This window comes from Flavobacterium tagetis (assembly GCF_016735615.1).
Lineage (GTDB): Bacteria > Bacteroidota > Bacteroidia > Flavobacteriales > Flavobacteriaceae > Flavobacterium > Flavobacterium tagetis.
In genome coordinates this window covers 1-5309 of sequence record NZ_JAERSF010000007.1, presented here as the reverse complement: position 1 = coordinate 5309, position 5309 = coordinate 1, and the positions used below count along the sequence as shown (strand labels likewise).

Here is a 5309-nt window from a genome sequence, read left to right as displayed (position 1 = left end):
AAAAAAAATTACGTTCGTAGACATATTGAATTGACAGCCGCTTTAGCAGAGATGCTAAAGCAAAATAGAATAAGAGTAATGGAATCGAGAGATTCGAAAAGAACCGATAGGAAAAGCATCGATAATATAATATTAAAATATACGATGAAGAGTTTGATCCTGGCTCAGGATGAACGCTAGCGGCAGGCTTAACACATGCAAGTCGAGGGGTAGAATTCTTCGGAATTTGAGACCGGCGCACGGGTGCGTAACGCGTATGCAATCTGCCTTCCACAGAGGGATAGCCCAGAGAAATTTGGATTAATACCTCATAGCATCATGACCCGGCATCGGGATATGATTAAAGTCACAACGGTGGAAGATGAGCATGCGTCCCATTAGCTAGTTGGTAAGGTAACGGCTTACCAAGGCAACGATGGGTAGGGGTCCTGAGAGGGAGATCCCCCACACTGGTACTGAGACACGGACCAGACTCCTACGGGAGGCAGCAGTGAGGAATATTGGTCAATGGGCGCAAGCCTGAACCAGCCATGCCGCGTGCAGGATGACGGTCCTATGGATTGTAAACTGCTTTTGTACGGGAAGAAACACTCCGACGTGTCGGAGCTTGACGGTACCGTAAGAATAAGGATCGGCTAACTCCGTGCCAGCAGCCGCGGTAATACGGAGGATCCAAGCGTTATCCGGAATCATTGGGTTTAAAGGGTCCGTAGGCGGTCTTGTAAGTCAGTGGTGAAAGCCCATCGCTCAACGGTGGAACGGCCATTGATACTGCAGGACTTGAATTACTGGGAAGTAACTAGAATATGTAGTGTAGCGGTGAAATGCTTAGAGATTACATGGAATACCAATTGCGAAGGCAGGTTACTACCAGTGGATTGACGCTGATGGACGAAAGCGTGGGTAGCGAACAGGATTAGATACCCTGGTAGTCCACGCCGTAAACGATGGATACTAGCTGTTGGTGGCAACATCAGTGGCTAAGCGAAAGTGATAAGTATCCCACCTGGGGAGTACGAACGCAAGTTTGAAACTCAAAGGAATTGACGGGGGCCCGCACAAGCGGTGGAGCATGTGGTTTAATTCGATGATACGCGAGGAACCTTACCAAGGCTTAAATGCAGACTGACCGATTTGGAAACAGATCTTTCGCAAGACAGTTTACAAGGTGCTGCATGGTTGTCGTCAGCTCGTGCCGTGAGGTGTCAGGTTAAGTCCTATAACGAGCGCAACCCCTGTTGTTAGTTGCCAGCGAGTCAAGTCGGGAACTCTAACAAGACTGCCAGTGCAAACTGTGAGGAAGGTGGGGATGACGTCAAATCATCACGGCCCTTACGCCTTGGGCTACACACGTGCTACAATGGCCGGTACAGAGAGCAGCCACCTCGCGAGGGGGAGCGAATCTATAAAGCCGGTCACAGTTCGGATCGGAGTCTGCAACTCGACTCCGTGAAGCTGGAATCGCTAGTAATCGGATATCAGCCATGATCCGGTGAATACGTTCCCGGGCCTTGTACACACCGCCCGTCAAGCCATGGAAGCTGGGGGTGCCTGAAGTCGGTGACCGCAAGGAGCTGCCTAGGGTAAAACTGGTAACTAGGGCTAAGTCGTAACAAGGTAGCCGTACCGGAAGGTGCGGCTGGAACACCTCCTTTCTAGAGCCCAAATCGTTAGCCGCAAGGCACGCTTGGGAAATAAGATGCCTGACTGTAGGTTTTGGGTCTTGAAATTGCATTACTCTTGCTGTTAATTTAAAGAAATAAACTTTTAAGTAAAAAAAAACAGAGTCTCGTAGCTCAGCTGGTTAGAGTACTACACTGATAATGTAGGGGTCGGCAGTTCGAGTCTGCCCGGGACTACTATTTAACTTAAGAAAAAGGAAATTTTAGGGGTTGAGGCCTTATGAGAAATAATTCATAACTCATAACTAATAACTCATCACTAAAAAATGGGGGATTAGCTCAGCTGGCTAGAGCGCCTGCCTTGCACGCAGGAGGTCAACGGTTCGACTCCGTTATTCTCCACAAAACTATCATAAAATGGTAGATAAAAGTTCATTGACATATTGGGATAAGAAAATAATAAGAAAGTAGAAAGCGTTTTTTATTGGCAACAGTAAAAAACAAACAAAACGGATCATATTAACATATGATTTGGTGCAATAAGCAAAATAAGGGCGCATGGGGAATGCCTAGGCTCTCAGAGGCGATGAAGGACGTGATAAGCTGCGAAAAGCTGCGGGGACGGGCACACACCGATTGATCCGCAGATATCCGAATGGGGCAACCCGCTATATTGAAGATATAGCACACCGATAGGTGGGCAAACCCGCTGAACTGAAACATCTAAGTAGGCGGAGGAGAAGAAAACAAAAGTGATTCCGTAAGTAGTGGCGAGCGAACGCGGATTAGCCCAAACCGGCATTGTTACGGCATTGCCGGGGTTGTAGGACCGCGACATTTCATGCATGAGGAACCGGAAGCTTCTGGAAAGGAGCGCCATAGAGGGTGACAGCCCCGTATGGGTAACAAATGTAATGGATAGCGGTATCCTGAGTAGGGCGGGGCACGTGAAACCCTGTCTGAATTTGGCGGGACCATCCGCTAAGGCTAAATACTCCTGAGAGACCGATAGTGAACCAGTACCGTGAGGGAAAGGTGAAAAGAACCGTGAATAACGGAGTGAAATAGATCCTGAAACCATGCGCCTACAAGCGGTCGGAGCCCTTTCGTGGGGTGACGGCGTGCCTTTTGCATAATGAGCCTACGAGTTAACGCTGCTGGCAAGGATAAGTGGTTAAGCCATGGATCCGCAGCGAAAGCGAGTCTGAATAGGGCGCTTTAGTCAGTAGTGTTAGACGCGAAACCGTGTGATCTACCCATGGGCAGGTTGAAGCTGTGGTAACACACAGTGGAGGACCGAACCGGTTGACGTTGAAAAGTCTTCGGATGACCTGTGGGTAGGGGTGAAAGGCCAATCAAACTCGGAAATAGCTCGTACTCCCCGAAATGCATTTAGGTGCAGCGTTATTTTAGTTATATAGAGGTAGAGCTACTGATTGGATGCGGGGGCTTCACCGCCTACCAATTCCTGACAAACTCCGAATGCTATATAATGATTGATAACAGTGAGGGCTTGGGTGCTAAGGTCCAAGTCCGAGAGGGAAAGAACCCAGACCATCAGCTAAGGTCCCCAAATATATGCTAAGTTGAAAGAACGAGGTTTGTCTGCCCAGACAGCTAGGATGTTGGCTTGGAAGCAGCCATTCATTTAAAGAGTGCGTAACAGCTCACTAGTCGAGCGGACGAGCATGGATAATAATCGGGCATAAGCATATTACCGAAGCTATGGATTTTGTGGCAACACAAAGTGGTAGGGGAGCATTCTGACAGGGCTGAAGGTATCTCGTAAGGGGTGCTGGACCGGTCAGAAAAGAAAATGTAGGCATAAGTAACGATAATGCGGGCGAGAAACCCGCACACCGAAAAACTAAGGTTTCCACAGCTATGCTAATCAGCTGTGGGTTAGTCTGGACCTAAGGCGAACCCGAAAGGGACAGTCGATGGCCAACGGGTTAATATTCCCGTACTTCTTATTGCTGTGATGGGGTGACGGAGTGATGAAAGCGCCGCGAACTGACGGAATAGTTCGTTAAAGCACCTAGCTATAGGCTCTCTAGGCAAATCCGGAGAGTTTGGTGAAATGCGATAGTACTCGGAGTCTTCGGACAAAGAGATAGTGCGCCTAAGGGCTTCCAAGAAAAACCTCTAAACTTCAGGCAGTAAGAACCAGTACCGTAAACCGACACAGGTAGTTGAGGAGAGAATCCTAAGGTGCTCGAGAGATTCATGGCTAAGGAATTAGGCAAAATAGACCTGTAACTTCGGGAGAAAGGTCGCCCCGAGCAATCGGGGCCGCAGTGAAGAGGTCCAGGCGACTGTTTATCAAAAACACAGGGCTCTGCAAAATCGTAAGATGAAGTATAGGGCCTGACACCTGCCCGGTGCTGGAAGGTTAAGAGGAGATGTTATCTTCGGAGAAGCATTGAATTGAAGCCCCAGTAAACGGCGGCCGTAACTATAACGGTCCTAAGGTAGCGAAATTCCTTGTCGGGTAAGTTCCGACCTGCACGAATGGTGTAACGATCTGGACACTGTCTCAGCCATGAGCTCGGTGAAATTGTAGTAACGGTGAAGATGCCGTTTACCCGCAGTGGGACGAAAAGACCCTGTGCACCTTTACTATAGCTTAGTATTGACCTTGGATAAATGATGTGTAGGATAGGTTGGAGACTATGAAGCGGCGTCGCCAGGCGTTGTGGAGTCATTGTTGAAATACAACCCTTTGTTTATCTGAGGCCTAACCCCGTGTTGCGGGGGACAGTGCTTGGTGGGTAGTTTGACTGGGGTGGTCGCCTCCAAAAGAGTAACGGAGGCTTCTAAAGGTTCCCTCAGTACGCTTGGTAACCGTGCGTAGAGTGCAATGGCATAAGGGAGCTTGACTGAGAGACATACAGGTCGATCAGGTACGAAAGTAGAGCATAGTGATCCGGTGGTTCCGCATGGAAGGGCCATCGCTCAAAGGATAAAAGGTACGCCGGGGATAACAGGCTGATCTCCCCCAAGAGCTCATATCGACGGGGGGGTTTGGCACCTCGATGTCGGCTCGTCACATCCTGGGGCTGGAGAAGGTCCCAAGGGTTGGGCTGTTCGCCCATTAAAGTGGCACGCGAGCTGGGTTCAGAACGTCGTGAGACAGTTCGGTCTCTATCTACTGCGGGCGTTAGAAATTTGAGTGGATCTGATTCTAGTACGAGAGGACCGAATTGGACTAACCTCTAGTGTATCTGTTGTCCCGCCAGGGGCACCGCAGAGTAGCTACGTTGGGAAGGGATAAGCGCTGAAAGCATATAAGCGCGAAACCCACCACAAGATGAGATTTCTTTTAAGGATCGTGGAAGATGACCACGTTGATAGGCTACAGATGTAAAGGCAGTAATGTCATAGTCGAGTAGTACTAATAATCCGTAAGCTTATGCACAGACTTTTCCTCCCGAGCAATCGGGAGGAAGGAACTTTCTTAACTTAAAAGCTTATTTGTTTCTTTATCCCAGTATGTTAAAATATTGTTTTAATTATTAATTGTCAATTATCAATTATTAATTGAAAAGCTGCTTGCAGCGAATAGCCTTAAGGTGGTTATTGCGGCGGGGCTCACCTCTTCCCATCCCGAACAGAGAAGTTAAGCCCGCCTGCGCAGATGGTACTGCATCATTGTGGGAGAGTATGTCGTCGCCTTTCTTTTGAAAA

The 5309-nt window shown here is 48.6% G+C and carries 2 tRNA genes and 3 rRNA genes; all 5 read left to right on the top strand.

Annotated features, from left to right (window positions below):
- Positions 1-141 precede the first annotated feature (141 nt).
- A 16S ribosomal RNA gene (locus JI750_RS21970) occupies positions 142-1655 on the top strand.
- Between the two features lie 130 nt (positions 1656-1785).
- Positions 1786-1859: transfer RNA gene (locus tag JI750_RS21965), tRNA-Ile, on the top strand.
- 91 nt (positions 1860-1950) lie between these two features.
- Positions 1951-2024: transfer RNA gene (locus JI750_RS21960), tRNA-Ala, on the top strand.
- Positions 2025-2158: 134 nt separating this feature from the next.
- A 23S ribosomal RNA gene (locus tag JI750_RS21955) occupies positions 2159-5040 on the top strand.
- Positions 5041-5190: 150 nt separating this feature from the next.
- Positions 5191-5300: ribosomal RNA gene (gene rrf / locus JI750_RS21950) — 5S ribosomal RNA — on the top strand.
- The 16S, 23S and 5S rRNA genes sit together here with 2 tRNA genes alongside, the layout of an rRNA operon.
- Positions 5301-5309: the final 9 nt, after the last annotated feature.